At 67.2% G+C, this 16,696-nt stretch carries 15 protein-coding genes, 4 tRNA genes and 1 pseudogene; 13 read left to right on the top strand and 7 right to left on the bottom strand.

Annotated elements, in window-relative coordinates; genetic code table 11:
* Positions 1 to 3: 3 nt before the first annotated feature.
* Both BM394_RS14995 and BM394_RS14990 read left to right on the top strand, forming a co-directional pair.
* Positions 4 to 1,194, top strand: coding sequence for an acyl-CoA dehydrogenase family protein (locus BM394_RS14995; protein ID WP_092979056.1), 1,191 nt, complete (start codon positions 4 to 6; stop codon positions 1,192 to 1,194).
* 134 nt (positions 1,195 to 1,328) lie between these two features.
* Positions 1,329 to 2,522: an MFS transporter gene (locus BM394_RS14990; protein WP_092979054.1), complete on the top strand. Its 1,194-nt coding sequence runs from the start codon at positions 1,329 to 1,331 to the stop codon at positions 2,520 to 2,522.
* A gap of 48 nt (positions 2,523 to 2,570) precedes the next feature.
* Here the strand turns inward: BM394_RS14990 and BM394_RS14985 are convergent.
* Positions 2,571 to 3,359: pseudogene (locus tag BM394_RS14985) on the bottom strand (SAM-dependent methyltransferase); the annotation flags it as partial.
* A 300-nt stretch (positions 3,360 to 3,659) separates the two neighbouring features.
* On the opposite strand from BM394_RS14985, the gene BM394_RS14980 reads away from it, so the two are divergent.
* The 5 genes from BM394_RS14980 to BM394_RS14960 all read left to right on the top strand — a co-directional run bounded on the left by BM394_RS14980 (position 3,660) and on the right by BM394_RS14960 (position 8,725).
* Positions 3,660 to 4,745, top strand: a complete 1,086-nt coding sequence (locus BM394_RS14980; RefSeq protein WP_092979367.1) for an S-(hydroxymethyl)mycothiol dehydrogenase — start codon at positions 3,660 to 3,662, stop codon at positions 4,743 to 4,745.
* Complete coding sequence (locus BM394_RS14975) at positions 4,742 to 5,374, top strand: MBL fold metallo-hydrolase (RefSeq protein ID WP_092979051.1); 633 nt, start codon at positions 4,742 to 4,744, stop codon at positions 5,372 to 5,374. Before BM394_RS14980 ends, BM394_RS14975 begins: the two co-directional genes overlap by 4 nt.
* Positions 5,375 to 5,534: 160 nt before the next feature.
* Complete coding sequence (locus BM394_RS14970; protein WP_245780213.1) at positions 5,535 to 6,854, top strand: sensor histidine kinase; 1,320 nt, start codon at positions 5,535 to 5,537, stop codon at positions 6,852 to 6,854.
* Positions 6,855 to 6,874: 20 nt separating this feature from the next.
* The gene (locus tag BM394_RS14965; RefSeq protein WP_092979363.1) at positions 6,875 to 7,642 is read left to right on the top strand and encodes a response regulator; all 768 of its coding nucleotides are present in this window, start codon (positions 6,875 to 6,877) and stop codon (positions 7,640 to 7,642) included.
* A gap of 12 nt (positions 7,643 to 7,654) precedes the next feature.
* Positions 7,655 to 8,725: a Gfo/Idh/MocA family oxidoreductase gene (locus BM394_RS14960; protein WP_092979047.1), complete on the top strand. Its 1,071-nt coding sequence runs from the start codon at positions 7,655 to 7,657 to the stop codon at positions 8,723 to 8,725.
* A gap of 90 nt (positions 8,726 to 8,815) precedes the next feature.
* Here BM394_RS14960 and BM394_RS14955 read toward each other — a convergent pair whose 3' ends face one another.
* Both BM394_RS14955 and BM394_RS14945 read right to left on the bottom strand, forming a co-directional pair.
* Complete coding sequence (locus BM394_RS14955) at positions 8,816 to 9,064, bottom strand: hypothetical protein (RefSeq protein WP_092979045.1); 249 nt, start codon at positions 9,062 to 9,064, stop codon at positions 8,816 to 8,818.
* 656 nt (positions 9,065 to 9,720) lie between these two features.
* Positions 9,721 to 10,509 carry a cupin domain-containing protein gene (locus BM394_RS14945; protein WP_092979041.1) on the bottom strand — a complete coding sequence of 263 codons (789 nt, stop codon included), beginning with the start codon at positions 10,507 to 10,509 and terminating at the stop codon, positions 9,721 to 9,723.
* A gap of 201 nt (positions 10,510 to 10,710) precedes the next feature.
* On the opposite strand from BM394_RS14945, the gene BM394_RS14940 reads away from it, so the two are divergent.
* Positions 10,711 to 11,754: a D-2-hydroxyacid dehydrogenase family protein gene (locus BM394_RS14940; RefSeq protein WP_092979039.1), complete on the top strand. Its 1,044-nt coding sequence runs from the start codon at positions 10,711 to 10,713 to the stop codon at positions 11,752 to 11,754.
* A 57-nt stretch (positions 11,755 to 11,811) separates the two neighbouring features.
* On the opposite strand, the gene BM394_RS14935 is transcribed toward BM394_RS14940, so the two are convergent.
* Together BM394_RS14935 and BM394_RS23050 are read right to left on the bottom strand one after the other, a co-directional pair.
* On the bottom strand, positions 11,812 to 12,858 hold the full coding sequence (locus BM394_RS14935) for an LLM class F420-dependent oxidoreductase (RefSeq protein ID WP_092979037.1): 1,047 nt from the start codon (positions 12,856 to 12,858) through the stop codon (positions 11,812 to 11,814).
* 262 nt (positions 12,859 to 13,120) lie between these two features.
* Positions 13,121 to 13,282: a hypothetical protein gene (locus tag BM394_RS23050; RefSeq protein ID WP_217643524.1), complete on the bottom strand. Its 162-nt coding sequence runs from the start codon at positions 13,280 to 13,282 to the stop codon at positions 13,121 to 13,123.
* 1 nt (position 13,283) lies between these two features.
* Between BM394_RS23050 and BM394_RS14930 the strand changes: the two genes are divergently transcribed.
* Entirely contained in the window at positions 13,284 to 13,682 is a 399-nt protein-coding gene (locus BM394_RS14930; protein WP_092979035.1) for a phage holin family protein, read from the top strand.
* A 709-nt stretch (positions 13,683 to 14,391) separates the two neighbouring features.
* Here the strand turns inward: BM394_RS14930 and BM394_RS14925 are convergent.
* Together BM394_RS14925 and BM394_RS14920 are read right to left on the bottom strand one after the other, a co-directional pair.
* A tRNA-Val gene (locus tag BM394_RS14925) sits at positions 14,392 to 14,463 on the bottom strand.
* A gap of 46 nt (positions 14,464 to 14,509) precedes the next feature.
* Complete coding sequence (locus tag BM394_RS14920) at positions 14,510 to 14,920, bottom strand: TIGR02611 family protein (protein ID WP_245780212.1); 411 nt, start codon at positions 14,918 to 14,920, stop codon at positions 14,510 to 14,512.
* An 862-nt stretch (positions 14,921 to 15,782) separates the two neighbouring features.
* Here BM394_RS14920 and BM394_RS14915 point away from each other — a divergent pair.
* The 4 genes from BM394_RS14915 (at position 15,783) to BM394_RS14900 (ending at position 16,652) form a co-directional block, all read left to right on the top strand.
* Complete coding sequence (locus BM394_RS14915) at positions 15,783 to 16,208, top strand: SsgA family sporulation/cell division regulator (RefSeq protein ID WP_092628535.1); 426 nt, start codon at positions 15,783 to 15,785, stop codon at positions 16,206 to 16,208.
* Between the two features lie 181 nt (positions 16,209 to 16,389).
* A tRNA-Gly gene (locus tag BM394_RS14910) sits at positions 16,390 to 16,461 on the top strand.
* A 46-nt stretch (positions 16,462 to 16,507) separates the two neighbouring features.
* A tRNA-Cys gene (locus BM394_RS14905) sits at positions 16,508 to 16,579 on the top strand.
* Position 16,580: 1 nt separating this feature from the next.
* Positions 16,581 to 16,652: transfer RNA gene (locus tag BM394_RS14900), tRNA-Val, on the top strand.
* The last annotated feature ends 44 nt before the right edge of the window (positions 16,653 to 16,696 follow it).

The following is a 16,696-nucleotide window of genomic DNA, read 5'->3' as shown; positions in this document are numbered from 1 at the left end:
CAGATGAACGCCGGATCCCGCCCGGACTTCGATCCCCGCGACCCGCTGGGTATCGACGACGAGCTCAGCACCGAACAACTGGCCATCCGGGACAGCGTCCGGGCGCTGTGTCGCGACCGGGTGCAGCCCTACGTGGGGGAGTGGTTCGAGAACGGTGAGCTGCCCGCCGCGCGCGAGCTGGCACGTGAACTCGGTGGGCTCGGCGTGCTCGGCATGCATCTGGACGGTTACGGCTGCGCCGGGATGTCGGCTGTGGACTACGGCGTGGCCTGCGAGGAGCTGGAGGCGTGTGATTCCGGTCTGCGCTCGCTGGTGTCGGTGCAGGGCTCGCTGGCGATGTTCGCCCTCTGGCGTTGGGGCTCCGAGGAACAGAAGCAGCACTGGCTGCCGAGCATGGCGGCCGGTGAGGCCATCGGCTGTTTCGGGCTGACCGAACCCGACCACGGCTCGGATCCGGCCTCGATGCGCACCTCGGCACGTCGGGACGGTACCGACTGGATCCTCAACGGTCGCAAGATGTGGATCACCAACGGCACGATCGCCGATGTCGCGGTCGTCTGGGCGAGCACCGACGAGGGCATCCGCGGCTTCGTCGTGCCCACCGACACACCGGGATTCGCCGCGCCGGAGATGCGACACAAACTCTCACTGCGCGCCTCCGTGACCAGTGAACTCGTCCTCGACGACGTCCGCTTGCCGCGGGACGCCGTGCTGCCGGAGGTGACCGGGCTGCGTGGTCCGTTGAGCTGTTTGAACGAGGCCAGGTACGGCATCGTCTGGGGAGCCAACGGTGCCGCGCACAGCTGTCTGCGCGCGGCGTTGGACTACTCCACCTCGCGCGAGCAGTTCGGCAAACCCCTGGCCGGGCACCAGCTCACCCAGTCCAAGCTCGCCGACATGGCGGTGCGGGTGCACAACGGACGGTTGCTCGCACTGCACCTCGGCAGGCGCAAGGACGAGGGCAGGCTGCTGCCGCAGCAGGTCAGTTTCGGGAAGCTGGACAACGTGCGCGGCGCGCTGGAGGTCGCGCGTACCTCGCGGACCGTGTTGGGTGCCAACGGCATCTCGTTGGAGTACCCGGTGATGCGACACATGACCAATCTCGAGTCGGTGCTGACCTACGAGGGAACCTCCGAGATGCACGCGCTGACGATCGGTGCCGCGATGACGGGGGTGCAGGCCTTCCGGGACTGATCGGCGCGGCGTCGATTTCTCGCGAAATGTGCACCGGGGCGAGGGATCGGTCACTAGTCCGTTCGGTGCAACGGCGCGGAGTGCTATGACGCTCGGGTGCCCCTTACCGGAGCCGACGAGGGACTGGTGCCGTGATGCCGGAAGCGATGCCGCTGACACGTGACCCCGTGGTCCGACTGCCCAAACGGGCGATGTCGTCGGTCGCGGTCGTGGTTACGGTGGGAATCCTGCCCGCGTTCCTCGTCGGAGGTCTCGGGGTTCAGCTGCAACAGGACTTCGGATTCGGTCCCGCTGTGCTCGGTGCCGGCGCCGCCGGATTCTTCGCGGTGGCGGCGCTCTCCTCCCGGTTGATGGGGTGGCTCTCCGAGCGGATCGGGCCCGTTCCGGCGATGCGGCTGGCCGCGGTGGGCAGCGCGGTTTGTGCCGGGGGTATCGCGACCTCTCGGAACCTGGGCTGGCTGCTGGCGATGTTGTGGCTGGCAGGGCTTCCCAACGCCCTGGGGCAGCCCGCCTCCAATCTGCTGATCGCGCGATGCGTGCCCGCGAATCGCCGCGCCACAGCCTTCGGCATCAAGCAGTCCGCCATTCCGGCATCCACCCTGCTGGCGGGGTTGGCCGTTCCGGCCGTGGCGCTGACGTTCAGCTGGCGTTGGGCCTTCGCGGGTGCGGCGCTGGTCGGAATGTGTGCCGCGTTGGCCGTGCCGAGGAGCGTGACCGGACACGGCGGTTCCGCCATCGCCGCTGGGCGGGAGTCGGTCGAGCCGGGCAGGGGCGTGCTGCTGCTGATAACCCTGGCAGCGGGTCTCGCCTCGGCGGCGGCGAACTCGTTGGGTTCCTTCGTGACCACCACCGGAGTGCAGGTCGGGTTCGGCCCCGGTGCCGCCGGGCTGGTGCTGGCTGTGGGGTCGGTCGCCGGGCTGTGCATGCGGTTGGCGATGGGGGTGCTGGCGGACCGCAGGAATCCGAACCCCATAGTGGTGATCACGCTGCTGCTGTTGATCGGATCCGCGGGATTCGTGCTGATGGCGCTGCCGCTTCCGGTGGCGTTCCTGATCGGAGCCGTCGTCGGTTTCGGGGCGGGCTGGTCGTGGCCGGGACTGCTCAATTTCGCGGTGGCCGGGCTGTACCCGCGACGGGTCGCCGGCGCGACCTCGGTCAGCCAGACCGGCGTCTACATCGGCGGTAGTGCCGGGCCGCTGCTATTCGGGGTGGTGGCCTCGCACGCCGGACTGGCCGAGGCGTGGTCCGCCGCTGGAGTGGTGGCCCTGCTCGCCGCCGTTTCGCTGTGGATCGTGTGGCGCCGTACCACCGTGCGGCGTGCCCACTGATCCGGTGGTCGCCGAAACGCCTTCCGCTGGCTCGCGTTTGCGGCCGATTCCGCCGTAGAGCATCCGACAGCGCTCGGTATCCCCGGTTTCCCGGGGTTCGGGGCGCCAGGCCGCGAGCGGTCCCGTCCCGGGATCCAGTATCTCGAAGTCGCCGAACAGCGTGTCGATCCAACCGGTACCGCGGGCGAACACCGGATCCGAACTCTCCGCGTACAGCCGCTGCAGGGTTCGGGCCCGCTCCGGTTGGACGCTGTCGGTCAAGTGGGCCAGCACCAAGTGGCTGCCGGATGCCAGTCTCCGCCGGTAGGAACTCACCAGTGATCGCGGGTCCGAACTCTCCGGCAGGGAGTGCACCACACCGGTCAGTACCAGCGCCACCGGCTCGCTCAGGTCTATCAACCGTCGCAGTTCCGGCGCGGCGAGTACCGAGTCGATCTCGCGGCAGTCCTCGTGCAGCAGCGCCGTGTTCGGCTCGTCCGTCAGGAGTCGAGCACCGTGCGCCGCGGTCAACGGTTCGTTGTCCACGTAGACGACCCGGTAGTCGGAAGTGAGCCTGCCCGCTATCTCGTGGATGTGGCCCACGGTCGGCAGTCCCGAACCGAGGTCGATGAACTGCCTGATCCCCGATGCGAGGGAGTGGTCGACCGCGCGACGCAGGAACGCCCGGCTCTCCCGCATCGTGGCGGTGATGCCGGGTATCCTCCGCTCGGCACGTTCCACGAACTCTCGCTCGACACCGAAGTTGTGGCAGCCCCCGAGGAAGGCGTCGGTGATTCGCGCGCCGCAGGGGCGCGTCAGGTCCAGTTGGCGTCGGTATCGGGAGTCGTCCCAGATCATGCCCACATCCTGTTTGTCTCCTCCGGGGTCGCGGCGTTACAGCACTACCTGTCGAAGTGTTCACCGTGAGTTCGGGGCGCGTGCCGGCTCCGGCCGAGACGAACGCCGCAATCGCAGCGTGATCTCACGGTGACTAAGCGTGCTTACCGGTGTGATCGGCCGTTGATGGCGTCGGCAGTATGCCTGTCGGCCCTCGACAATTCGATCGAGCGACGGTCCCGGCGTCACGGTTGTGCTCGTGGCCCCGCCGTACGACGATGATCAGGTCGCGAGGTTTCGCTCGATTACCGGAGGTTGTTGGTGGCGACTGAGGTTCGTGGGGTGGTCGCGACCGGCGCGGAGCGGCCGGTGGAGGTCACCACTGTCCGGGTTCCGGAACCCGGACCTGGGGAGGCGCTGGTGCGCGTGCAGGCGTGCGGCGTCTGCCACACCGATATGCAGTACCGCGACGGCGGGGTGAGCGACGAATTCCCCTTCCTGCTGGGGCACGAGGCCGCCGGTGTGGTGGAAGCGGTGGGTTCCGACGTCACCGATCCGGTGGTCGGCGATTTCGTGGTGCTCAACTGGCGTGCCGTCTGCGGTCGGTGCCGGGCGTGTCGCCGAGGACGTCCGCAGTACTGCTTCGACACCCACAACGCGACCCAGCCGATGACGCTGCGCGACGGCACCCCGCTGTCCCCCGCCCTGGGAATCGGTGCGTTCGCGGAGAAAACCCTGGTGGCAGCGGGACAGTGCACCAAGGTCGACCCGTCCGCGCGTCCCGAGGTGGCCGGTCTGCTCGGCTGCGGTGTGATGGCCGGTATCGGTGCTGCCGTCAACACCGGGGCCGCGGGGCCCGGGGACTCGGTGGCCGTGATCGGTTGTGGCGGTGTGGGCGACGGTGCGGTGACAGGTGCTGTCATGGCCGGAGCACGTCGGGTGATCGCCGTCGACACCGACCCACGCAAGTTGGAGTGGGCCCGTGAATTCGGCGCCACCCACACCGTGGACGCGGGTCGGACCGATCCGGTCGCGGTGATCCGCGAAGTCACCGACGGATTCGGTGCGGATCTGGTGGTCGAGGCCGTTGGCAGTCCGCGCACCTACGAGCAGGCGTTCTACGCCCGCGACCTGGCGGGCACGGTCGTGCTGGTCGGGGTTCCCACGCCCGACATGCGGCTGAATCTACCGCTGCTGGACGTGTTCGCCAGAGGTGGTGCGTTGAAGTCGAGCTGGTACGGCGACTGCTTGCCCACCAGGGACTTTCCCACGTTGATCGAGATGTCGCTGCAGGGCAGACTGCCGTTGGAGAAGTTCGTCACCGAGCAGATCGAGCTGGGCGAGGTGGAATCCGCCTTCGGAAAGATGCGCAGTGGCGATGTCCTCCGTTCGGTGGTGATGTTGTGAACGCGCGTATCGATCACACCACCACTTCAGGCACGTTCTCACTGGACGGGCAGACCCACGAGGTCGACAACAACGTCTGGGTGATCGGCGACGACCACGAGTGCGTGGTCGTGGACGCCCCGCACGACGTGACCGCGATCCTGGAACTCGTCGGGGACCGTGACGTGTCGGCGATCATCGCCACCCACGGCCACGACGACCACGTCCGGTTCGCTCCCGAACTGGCCGACGCCGTGGGAGCGCCGATTCTGCTGCATCCCGATGACTCGGTGCTTTGGCGGATGACGCATCCGAACCGGGAACCGGACCGGATGCTGGCCGATGGCGAGGTGATCGGTGTAGCGGCCGGGACCGGCCTGCGGGTGTTGCACACCCCGGGGCACGCCCCCGGTGCGGTGAGTCTGTACTCGGCGGAACTGAACACGGTGTTCACCGGCGACACCCTCTTCGCGGGGGGACCGGGCGCCACGGGGCGTTCCTACTCGGACTTCGACGTGATCATCGAGTCGATCTCGAACCGGTTGTTCACGCTGCCGGACGACACCATCGTCCGTCCCGGGCACGGCCCCAGCACCACGATCGCCACCGAGCGGCCGCAGTTGCGTGCGTGGAAGGATCGAGGTTACTAGCGGGACCTCCTCGGCCGGATCTCCGTGGGGATCGCCTCCTGACCCGGACATCGCCCCTGACTCGGACCCGGCAGCGGAAGTCGTTTCGCCCGGGTGATCGGAACCGCGTGGGCAAGTACTGTTGTGCATCCCCACGCCGGTACTCCGAAAGGGCTCCCTGTTGCGCGACGGGAATTCCGAGGCGATCTCCTTACCGGTCCCGATTCCGAAGCGGTGGCGCAGAGCACTGCTGGAGATCGGACTGGTGGCCGTTTTCGTCTGCTGTCACCTGCTCGTGGTCTTCCTGCCCTCGCATCAGGGAGAGACGTTTCGCTGGTCGTTGTCGCTCGGGCTGCCCGCGTTGGGCGTACTGCTGTTACGGCGGTTCCTGCCGTGGGTGAGTCTGGTGGTGCTGGTGACGGTCACCATCGTGCTCACCCGGCTCGAAGAGCCGGTGGGACCGTTGAATCTGGCCATCCTGATCAGCGTCTACTCGGTGTGCGTGCGGGGCGAGCTCCCCACCACGGTCGCCGCCGGGGCGGTGGCGATGATCTGGCCCCTCAGCAGGTTGCCCTCGATGTCGCCGTACGCCGCCACGGTGATGCTGCTCGGCGCACTGGTCAACGTGGTCATGGTGCTCGGCTGGGGGAGGGCCATGCGGATCAAACGCAGGCAGGCCGCACAGCTCGAACAGGCGGTGAATCTGCTCGACCGGGCACGGGACCAGCTCGCCAGGGAGGCGGCGGCCGTGGAACGGGCCCGCATCGCCCGCGAGTTCCACGACATCGTCTCGCACAATCTCTCGGTGGTGGCGCTGCGTGCCGGAGTGGCTCGCTCGTTGGTGGATCGCGATCCCGACCACGCCAGGGACACGCTCCGGGAGCTCGAGAAGACCTCACGTTCCTCGTTGGAACAGATGCGTCAGCTGGTCAGCGCGTTGCGCGCGGTTCCCGGCGGAGAAACCGAGGACGGTGCCGTCCCCGACGGCAGGGACGGTTCCGAGGACGGATCCGGTTCCGATGAAGGTGCCTTCTCCGGGAGCGGCGCCGATCGCACCCCCACGCCGCGGCTGGCGCAGTTGGACGAGTTGATCGATTCGGTGCGTGGGACCGGCGTCGCCTGGCGACTGCAGCGCGTCGGCCGGGTGCGCGAGCTGGATCCGGGGGTGGAGATGACGGCTTATCGGGTGGTCCAGGAGGCGGTGACCAATGTGCTCAAGCACGCCGGGCGGGGGTACGCGCGCGTGTCGTTGAGCTACCGGGCATCCGGACTGGACATCGAGGTGAACAATCACACCAACGATTTCCTCGGGCGGGCTCGTTCGACGGACAATGGTGCGGGCCCGGTGGCGCAGGGCGATTCCGGTTCCACCGGGCACGGTTTGATCGGACTTCGTGAGCGGGTGTCGTTGCTCGGCGGGACCTTGACGGCGCATCCTGTTCCGAACGGGTTTCACTTGTCCGCCGTGCTACCGTGCCCGGAAATTTCGGACCCGGGGTGATCCGAGGAGGTCCGTAGGTGGTGACGCAGTCGGTCACGGACGTGCTGGTCGCCGATGACCAGGCGATGATTCGTGGTGGGTTGGTGGCCCTGCTGTCGGCCGAGCCGGATCTTCGGGTGACAGCCGAGGCGGATGACGGGCGCAGTGCCGTGGCCGCCGTTCGGCGACGCATGCCGGACGTGGTGCTGATGGACATACGGATGCCCGGTACCGACGGCATCGTCGCGGCGGACGAGATCGTCCGAACCACGCACGGACGTACAGCCGTGATCATGCTGACGGTCCACGACCTGGACGAGTACGTCTACTCCGCACTGCGGGCCGGAGTCAGCGGTTTCCTGCTCAAGGACGCGCCGCCGGAGGAACTGCTCCGCGCCGTTCGCACCGTGGCATCCGGTGACGCCCTGCTCGCCCCGAGCGTCACGCGCAGGTTGTTGCACCGGTTCGCCGCGTTGGAGATGCGCGACGCCTCGCTCGAACTGGCGCCGCTGACCGATCGGGAACGAGACGTGCTGCTCCAGGTGGCGCGCGGGGGATCCAACGCCGAGATCGCCGAGAGCCTCGGACTGGCCGAGTTGACCGTCAAGTCGCACGTCTACCACGTGATGCAGAAACTCAACCTGAGTTCGCGCACCCAGCTCGTCATCCTGGCCTACGAAACCGGGCTGGTCCGCCCCGGACGCGATCTGTCGATGCCGGGGACCGCTCTCGACCCGGAAATCCCCGTCCGCCGTGCGAGCGGCGACTCCGTCCGAGACGGGCACAGCGGGGACCGGTGGCCCGCTTGATGTAATGGGGACATGGATTCGGAGGGACGATTTCGGGTCGGTCTGTTCGGTTACGGTCTGGCGGGCTCCGCCTTTCACGCCCCGCTCATCGCGGCGCAGCCGCGATTGCGGCTGGATGCCGTGGTCACCTCCAGCGGGCAACGGGCGGAGCAGGTGGCGTCACAGTACCCGGACACTCACGTGCACTCCGATGCCACGGAGCTGTTCCGGCGGGCGGAGGAACTGGATCTCGTCGTAATCGCCACTCCCAACAGCAGCCACGCGGAACTGGCCGCGCGTGCGCTCGACGCCGGACTTCCGGTCGTGGTCGACAAGCCGTTCACCCCCACAGCGGAAGAGGCCAGAGAACTGATCTCGCGTGCCGAGGACCGCGGGGTGCCCCTGACCGTCTTCCAGAACCGTCGCTGGGACAACGACATGCTCACCGTTCGGGAACTCCTCGACTCCGACTCGCTGGGACGGGTGCACCGGTTCGAGTCCCGGTTCGAACGCTGGGTTCCCGAGGCCAAGAACTCCTGGCGCGATCAGGGAGGTCCGGGCGAGGCCGGTGGTGTGCTGTACGACCTGGGCAGCCACCTCATCGATCAGGCACTGTGTCTGTTCGGCGACGTCGAATCCGTCTACGCGGAGATGGACACCATTCGTCCCGACGTGGCCGCCGATGACGACACCTTCGTGGCGCTGCGGCACACCGGTGGTCAGCACAGTCACCTCTGGGTGAGCAAACTCGCCGCCCAGCAGGGGCCACGGTTTCGGGTCCTGGGAGATCGAGCGGCGTTCACCAAGTACGGACTGGATCCGCAGGAAGCGGCACTGCGGCAGGGGAGTCTTCCCGACGAGCCGGGGTGGGGCGAGGAACCGAGGGAGAACTGGGGCTCGATCGGTGTCGGCCCCGAGACCCGTCCCTGGCCCAGCAGGCCCGGCCGCTATCAGGACTTCTACGCCGGAGTCGTGCGAACACTGGACTCGGGGGTCGCCCCGCCGGTCGATCCGGCCGACGCACTGCGGGGACTCGAAGTGATCGAGGCGGCACGCCGCTCGGCCGCTGACGGTTCGGTGGTCGCGCTTCCTCGGACACGGTGAGCTTCTCGTCCCCTCGGGCCGATCGGTTACGACGGTGCCTGCCCCAGGGCACCGTCGTACGGGCGCCGATTCCCCCGGGTTCGCGGTTTTTCAGCGCGTTCCCGGTTCCGGCAGGGTGCGACGTCCACGTGAGCCACGCGGCGCGGCGAAAGCTCGTTCGCGCCGGAGGTGGCCCGCCTGCAGTGCCAGCACTCCCAGCGCCACGACCAGTGCCAGCAGTGCCAACCATCCCGCGGCGGCGTTGCCGTCGAACAACCACAGCCCGGTCGCGATCCCACCGGCGAGCCCGGCCAGCACGACGAGCAGATGGCAGATCAGGTGGACCGCGTAGTTCCGCACCGTATCGCCCCTCTCCGGCGAGGTGTTCGGCGGTGGCGAACGATTCGGGAGCTCACTCGCGATTCGCCGGGAAGATGTTACCGCCACGAGTCCCGGCGCGCTCGTCGTCGAACCGCCGGGAACCGCGGGAACCACTCGCTGACCCGGACGGGCGTTCCCCGTGACAGCGTGCCCTTGAGAGCAGGGTGGGTCTCTCGTGAGCGGACAACCGGTGACTTCAGCGAGGTGGCCGACACGATGCCGATGTTCGCGCTCCGCGGCGCGATGATCCGCTACTCACCTGATCGCAGAGTCCAGTTTCCCGGCCAGCGATGTTCCGCGTGAGCCGTTACCGTTGTCGAGGAGTCGACACGCTCGAAACGGTCAATTCTTCCGACCGGAATTCCCGCGTCAGCCCTCGCGGGAGTCGCTGCGCGAGCGCGGACACAGAGCCGAAGCATCCTCGGGGGTGGTTGCTGGTGAATTCTCTTGCGGTCTTCGCGGTCACGGCCACCACGGGCACCGGAACGATCGTGATCGCCCTGCTGGCGATGAGCTGGGTCGAGCGACGGTTCGTCGGCACCGAACCCTTCAGACCCACCCGACTCAGCGCCACACCGGCACACCGGGCATCGAACCGATCGCTTCCGGAGCCCCGAACTCCATCGACGGCGGAGTCAGATCATTCGGAAGTCCGCGAAGTCGAAGCCGGGAGATACCACGCAACTGACCAGGATGTCGGCGTCCCCGGTGTTCTCGGCACACTGCCAGCTGCCGGCGGGAACAAGTGACTGGGGCAGCTGGCCCGCCGCCAGCTCGGCCCCCAGCGTGACCGTCTCCGTCCGGTCCGCCGGCTCCGCACCGTCGCCCGCGCCGTGCAACAGCAGCGCCGGCCCCGCGTGCCACATCCACAACTCGTCCGACTCGACCCGGTGCCACCGCGAGCGTTCCCCGGCGGGCAGCAGGTAGTGGATCGCCGTCGCGCTGGGGCGTGGACCACGATCCGGTGGATGAGCGGTCGTGGCGCAGGTCCAGGTGCGCCGGTACCAGCCGCCCTCCGGGTGCGGCAGCAGGTCCAGCAGTTCGGCGGTGGCACCCCTGGCTTCGAACGAGACGAAACGTCCGTCGGTGTCCCGCCGCGCGTAGCGCACTTCACGAACCGCCGCCCGGTCCAGTGGGCCGTAGACGTGGGGGAACAGGGTTTCCGACGCCACGCCTTCCGGGGGTGCCGGTGTGGGAGGTTCCCAGCGTACGGGCGCGGACAACGCCGTGGCGTCGAGTTCGAGCAGCACCAGCTGCTCCTCGGCGGAACGGTAGAGCGTGTTGGCCACGGCCAAGGTCGTCTCCGGATCCGGTGAGCAGTGCACGAACCCCTCCCGCTCCAGTGAGTCCGCGCCGATGGCCTCCTCCGGGCCCGAGTGGTAGGACTCCGAGGGAAGCAGGTGGAACAAGGTCGACGTATTCACGAGGACCAGTCTCCCGGGGCGTGCCCCGGCATCGACGGACGGTCCCGTGCGGTGCGCCCCTCCCGGAGATCGTCGCGGCCGGTGATGATTCCGAGATCGGTGACCGTTCCGAGAACTTCGCGCCCTACGGCGGGCGGTAGTGTGGCCGATCGAACGAGCAACCGGACACCCGCAGAACTCCGATCACCAACCGGGAGCCACATGCGAGCCGACAGCACACCAGACCGGGACGGTTCCGCCGTCGAGGACCTCATCGCGAGTGCGGACACCACTGTCAGGATCGCCGTCCTCGACGACTATCAGCACGTCGCCCGCGAGTTCGGTGACTGGCACACCCTGCCCGCGAACACCGAGGTGACCGTGTTCGACGAGCACATCGCTGATCCGGCGGAACTGGTACGCGGGCTCGAACCGTTCCACGTGATCGCGGCGATGCGGGAACGGACCGCCTTCCCCTCGGAAGTGCTGCGAGCGTTGCCGAACCTGAAGCTGCTGGTAACCACCGGTATGGGAAACGCGGCCATCGACACGGCGGCAGCGGCCGAACTGGGTGTGACGGTGTGCGGTACCGGTAACGGCATGCGAGCCGGAGCCGACTGGAGCACCACCTCGGAACTCACGTGGGGGTTGATCCTGGCGGTGGCCAGAGCGATCCCGAGGGAGGACCGGGCCGTGCGTACCGGTGGCTGGCAGCACACCGTCGGCAAGGACCTCGCGGGCGCCACGCTCGGCGTCCTCGGGCTCGGACGCGTCGGTGCGCAGGTCGCCACGGTGGGACGTGCGTTCGGCATGGAGGTACTCGCCTTCAGCGAGAACCTCACCGCGGAGCGTGCTCGGCAGGCGGGTGCCAGGGCCGTGGACAAGCGGGAGCTGTTCGCCGCTTCCGATGTGGTCACCGTGCACACCAAACTCGGTGAGCGAACCCGCGGACTCGTGGGGCGAGCCGAGCTCGACCTGCTGGGGCCGGACTCCATACTGGTCAACACCTCCCGCGGCCCGATCGTCGACGAGCGGGAATTGCTTTCCGCGTTGCACGAGGGGCGTATCGGTGGGGCCGGGATCGATGTCTTCGAGCGCGAGCCGCTCCCCGAGGACGATCCGTGGCGCCACGCGCCTCGCACGGTGCTGACTCCACACATCGGTTACGTCTCGGAGAACACCTATCGGGCGTTCTTCATCGAAACGGTCGAGGACATCCGGCAGTTTCTGGCGGGCACACCGGTACGGGTGCTCAACGCGGACTGAGCGGGCCGAAGCCCCTCCCGCGCCCGTCGGAGTTGACAGGCGCGGGAGGGAGGTCGTTCAGGCCTCGTCCGCGAGGTGGCGCACCCGCTCGATCAGCGCGGTGCGCTCGGCGGCGCTGCCCGCCAACGGCGTCACGTTCAGGGTGGTCACGCCCGACTCGCGGAACGCGGCGATGCGCTCGCGCACATGGCTCTCCGGCCCGATCAGCGAGGTCTTGGTCAGCAGTTCGCGGGGCACCGCCGCTGCCGCCTCGTCCTTCTTGCCGTCCAGGTAGAGGTCCTGGATTCGTTCCGCCTCGGCCTCGTAGCCGTAGCGCCGGGCCAGGTTGTTGTAGAAGTTCTTGCCCTTGGCGCCCATGCCGCCGATGTAGAGCGCCAGCATCGGGCGCATCGAGTCGAGCAGCTCGTCCAGGTCCTCACCGATGGCCAGTGGTGCCTGTACCACCGTGTCCAGCTCCGGCAGTGTGGCGTCCCGCTTCGCGCGGCCCTCGGCCAGCGAGTCCCCCCACACCTCGGCGGCCTTCTCCGGGACGTAGAAGATCGGTTCCCACGCCTCGGCGATCTCCGCGGTCATCGCCACGTTCTTGGGGCCGATCGCCGCGATCATGATCGGGATCCGTTCCCGGACCGGGTGGTTGACCAGCTTGAGTGGTTTGCCGAGGCCCGTTCCCTCTTCGGCTGGCAGGGGAATGTTGTAGTGCTTGCCCTCGTGGGTGACCTTCTCCCGCCGCCACACCTTGCGGCAGATCTCGACCAGTTCCCGGGTGCGTCCCAGCGGTGCCTTGTAGGGCAGCCCGTGGAAGCCCTCGATCACCTGTGGTCCGGAGGCGCCGATGCCCAGCGTGAACCGTCCGCCCGAGACGAAGTCCAGTCCGGCCGCGGTCATGGCGGTCAGCGTCGGTGTCCTGGTGTAGACCTGCAGAATGCCGGAAGCGATCTCCAGGCGTTCGGTGCGCGCCGCGATGAACCCCAACTGGCTGACCGCGTCGAACGAGTACGCCTCCGGAACGTAGACGATGTCCAGTCCGGCCTTTTCGTAGTCGACCAGCTCGTCGACCGTCTCCTTGAATCCCCCGCTGTAGTTCAGCGGCATCCCGATCCGCATACTGCTCGCTTCCTGCCGGTTGTGTTGCCCGTGGGGGTTCGCGCACCCGCGCTCGACACTCGGAACGGATGTGTCGGACCACCGAATCGCACACAGGTTACCGACGAGTACGGCGATTCGGCAGTCCCCGCCCGGAATACCCACCGCGGAGCCGTGTCCCCCGCGTCGAGTCCACCTTCCCACCACGCGAAGCCAGGGGCATTCGGCAGAGCCGCCCCGGCGCCGCGTGCGGGCACCTGGCTCGGAACGGGCACGGTGCCGGTCAGGTCGAGGTTCGTCCGTCGAGCGTTTCGCGCGGGATGCCCGCGTGCCCGGCGTGCTGGGTGGTTAGCACGACCGAGGGAATCGCCGTGGTGCCTCGGGACATCGTGATCTCTCCGCGTAGCGTGTGCGGTGCGAACGGCAGCAACCACGGGAGGGACATCGTGGCGCTCGTAGTGCACATACTGATCACCGCCGTGGCGGTCTGGGTGACCACGGCACTGCCCGGGATCGCGCTGGGCGACCAAGGGGGAGGAACCGATGGTGTGGCCACCCAGGCGTTGACACTGCTCGTCGTGGCCGTGGTGTTCGGCATCGTCAACGTGGTGCTCAAGCCGGTCGCCAAGACATTGGGGTGTCTGCTCTACATCCTCACTCTCGGGTTGTTCGGGCTGGTGGTCAACGCGCTGTTGTTCTGGCTGACCAGCTGGATAGCCGGGAACCTCGATCTCCCGTTCCACGTCGACGGTTTCTGGCCCGCCTTCTGGGGGGCGATCATCGTCACCGTTGTCAGCAGTGCGCTGCACGGACTGGTACGCCGGGCCACCTCGTTCGGCGACTGATCGCGAGCGCCTCGTCGGCTGTCCCGGTGCGGGACAGCCGGCCGGGTCGTTCGATCCGGCGAGACCGAAGCGGGCCCGGGCGGACTTTCGGAGGGCCTCACAGCGGAAGGCTTCGTGGCTTCGTGAGCCCGGAGTGAAACACTTCCTGTTCTCGGATTCGTGCCGGAATGCTCGTTGGAGGTGCAATCATCAATCGACTCGTCACCGGCACGGTCGTCGACACCGACATCGGTGGAACCGATCCGTTCGCGTCGGGGAACGGGTGATCCCACGAAATCTTAAAGTCACATTCGGTTCTCGGGCGAACACGAAGAGTCATAGAGTGATGATTCGAAGTACGATATCGAGCGGGACTCGGAGGAGATGATCCGAAGTCCCGTCGATCGACCCCGTACCGATGTCGGAAATCCTCATCCGAAACGCCTTGTGTGAAAATCGGGAACAACGCCGGTGCCGGGAGGAATCATGAGTCGGCGGCCACTCGTTGCCGGGTACCGGTTGAAGATTGACTTCACGGGTACGTGACCACGTGCCGTCCGATATCACTCACGGACGCGGATCGGTGCGAGTTGTCAACACTCGTCCGAGTCACGGAAGACGAATAAAACACGCACATTACAGTGCGGTGCCGCACACTACCCGAAAGAAGGAGAGGGGAATCTCCGGAAAGCGTACGGCCCGAGGTGGGATCACCTCGGGCCGACTTCGGTGGGCGATGCTGGGTTCGAACCAGCGACCTCTTCGGTGTGAACGAAGCGCTCTCCCGCTGAGCTAATCGCCCGTTGCCGCCCTGCCGCAGCGACAACAAGAAGCTTACACGATCCTTTTCACGCCTGGAACAGGGGGGAGGCCAGCCAGCTCCACTGCAGACCGAGGAAGTCTCCGACCAGGTCAAAAGCGCCGATGAGCCAGAGGGTGGCCACCACTATGAGTCCGGTGGCCGTCATCACCGCCAGTCTTGTCGCCGGATGCTGCCGGGACAGCCAGCGGACCCAGCGTTGGTAGTGGTGCTTGGCGAACATGTTCACGTGTCGTGCCCAGGCGAATTCCGTCGCGAGCAGTCCCAGGCCCGCGAACACGCACAGCCACCCGGGGCCCGGATAGGGAATCATCACTATGCCCAGCAGGAGCACTATCCCGCCGAGCAGTCCGAGACCGAAACGGTAGAGGGTGTTCAGCGCCGGTCTGGCGCGTATTCGCTCCCGGCGCGCGCGGAAGCGCTCCCGTAGGCGGTGCACACGTGCGCGCCAGCCCGAGAGGTGTGCGTGTGGCGGTTCGTTCTCGCGGTGTCGTGAACCGGGCTCTGCTGTCCTACTCAGAACACACCTGCCTGCTGACCGATCCTGCTTCCCGGGTGCTCTCGGCCCCGTGTCGCTCTGCCGGAGCCACATGGGGCTCCCCGTCAGTGTCTCAGCCTACGTGGTGCGGCAGTGCCTGTAGAGTGGCTCGTGCGGCGCATATTTTCGTTCCGGGCGTTCGCCGCGGACACGGCGATGATGTGATCGTGTATATCACACTGTGACGCCGGTCTCGCTTTTGGGTTTCGGACGCAGGCGTGAAAACCCGAGAGTGGAGTATTTGATATTAGCCCGTTTCGGTGAACATTTGTGGTGCGCCTCTCCCGGGGCTCTTGTGTGAAACGGCTTGTCGTACAACTATCGACTATCCTGAAAACAGCGTCCCGTGGTGGCCGCGAGGCATCCACCGGTTCAGTCCTTGAGCGTTGTGGTGTCCGTCCGGGGGCGTTGTCTGACGGGTTCGTACACGCGCCCGACGGGGGTGGTGCGAGTGGGCCGCACGAGAGGGTTCGGAAGCATTATTTCGGCTTGCCGCGGAACCGGCCGGGACGCCGATTGCGGATCGGTGGGATCGGTGGTTTTCTTCGGGGTGGTGAGGCTCGTGTTGATGAATCGCGGAATTTCTCCGCCACCCGGAGTTGTTGGCTACGCTACGGAGTTCTGTAGTAGCGCAGCGAATTAATTCTCCCCCGTACGGGTGATCTATTCGTTGGTTGCGAGCGAACGGACCCGGATAACCGTCACAACTGTGTAGCTCGGTCGGCTTCGCTGCGACCGGGAGGGAGTTAGGAAGGCGAGGACGATGCGTAACGATCATGTGACCCTTCGTTCGACAGCGGTGTTCGATCTGCTTGCCCCGCAGACGCCCGCCGTTCCGGTTCAGGTGGAGCTGCGGTACGACACTCGGGACCCCTACGCCGTCGTCGCGGCGTTCCGCACCGGCCGTGCCGGCTGGGTCGAGTGGGTGTTCGCGCGCGATCTGCTGGCCGACGGGTTGATCGCGCACGCGGGCGAGGGCGATGTGGCGATCAGGCCCGCCGCCGACGACCCCGAGGTCGTGGTGATCGAGCTGAGCTCACCCTCGGGGCACGCCGTGTTCGAGGCGTCCGCCCAGGAGTTGGCGGACTTCCTGGACCGCACCTACGACGTGGTGGTGCCGGGCAACGAGGGGCTCTGGGTCAGTATCGACGAGGCGATCACGAGGTTGCTGCCGCACGACCTCTCGTGATCGTGCGTCGCCCGTGATTCCGCGTTGTGACGGCTCGTGGTGGTGACGGCGGGCTCCGGCCCGCTGTCGTGCTGATTGTCGGCAGGGGACCCCCGGTTCGATCGCCGTTCACGGCGTGGTCTAGAGTTTTGACCGAACACGGCGGAGGTGCCGAGCGGAGGATTTCGGTCCCGTCGTGAGTGCGGATGTAGCGCAGCGGTAGCGCATCACCTTGCCAAGGTGAGGGTCGCGGGTTCGAATCCCGTCATCCGCTCTGTGGCCGAGCGGCTCGTCCGAACGACGTTGTCGCCGGTGGCTTCGGCGGAGTGGCCGAGTGGCTCAGGCAAGGGCCTGCAAAGCCCTGTACGCGGGTTCGATTCCCGCCTCCGCCTCGCGCGATTAGCTCAGCGGGAGAGCGCTACCTTGACACGGTAGAGGTCACTGGTTCGATCCCAGTATCGCGCACCGGTTCCACCACGGAACTCAGCGGTTGTCACGAGGCCGCGGCC

It is taken from the genome of Actinopolyspora lacussalsi subsp. righensis (assembly GCF_900116555.1).
GTDB classification, from domain to species: domain Bacteria; phylum Actinomycetota; class Actinomycetes; order Mycobacteriales; family Pseudonocardiaceae; genus Actinopolyspora; species Actinopolyspora lacussalsi.
The sequence above is the reverse complement of the archived record's forward strand: the minus strand, read 5'-3'. Positions and strand labels throughout refer to the sequence as shown.